Consider the following 500-nt stretch of genomic DNA (forward strand, 5'->3'; position numbering starts at 1 on the left):
CATTGTCACTCCGTTGCTGACGCAGGTGGAATCTTTCGACATGCGTTTTTATGACGGTAAACAGTGGAAGAAAGAGTGGGACAGCAATAAAGAGTTGCCGAAAGCTGTCTCAGTTGTCTTGAAGTTGAAGGATTACGGTGAAATTGCGCGCACGTATCTAACGCCAGATGGCAAGCTTGCGGAAAGTGAAAGAAACAAAGCATCGGAGGGCAACAACAATGGCTAATCGTCAGCGTGGTGTTGCTTTGATTATTGTACTGATGTTGTTGGCGATTATGGCGACCATAGCTGCCACCATGTCTGAACGTTTGTTTTTGCAGTTTCAGCGCGGTTCAAACCAAATCCATTACCAGCAAGCATATTGGTACAGTGTTGGTGTTGAAGCTTTGGCTGAAGTGGGTATCGAGCAGAGCTACAAAGACAGCGATACCATCAACCTCAGCCAACCTTGGGCGATTAAAGAACAAGTGTACCCATTGGACTATGGTCAAGCAGCAGGG

The 500-nt window shown here is 46.8% G+C and carries 1 protein-coding gene and 1 pseudogene; both read left to right on the forward strand.

All coding sequences use genetic code 11. From position 1 onward, the window contains the following. A partial coding sequence (locus R7R24_RS30915) for a type II secretion system protein GspJ (RefSeq protein WP_318120743.1) occupies nt 1-226 on the forward strand: 226 nt, incomplete at its 5' end. Then, a pseudogene (locus R7R24_RS30920) lies at nt 219-500 on the forward strand (type II secretion system protein GspK); the annotation flags it as partial. The gene R7R24_RS30915 and the pseudogene R7R24_RS30920, both read left to right, overlap by 8 nt.

It is taken from the genome of Vibrio sp. 704 (genome assembly GCF_033339295.1).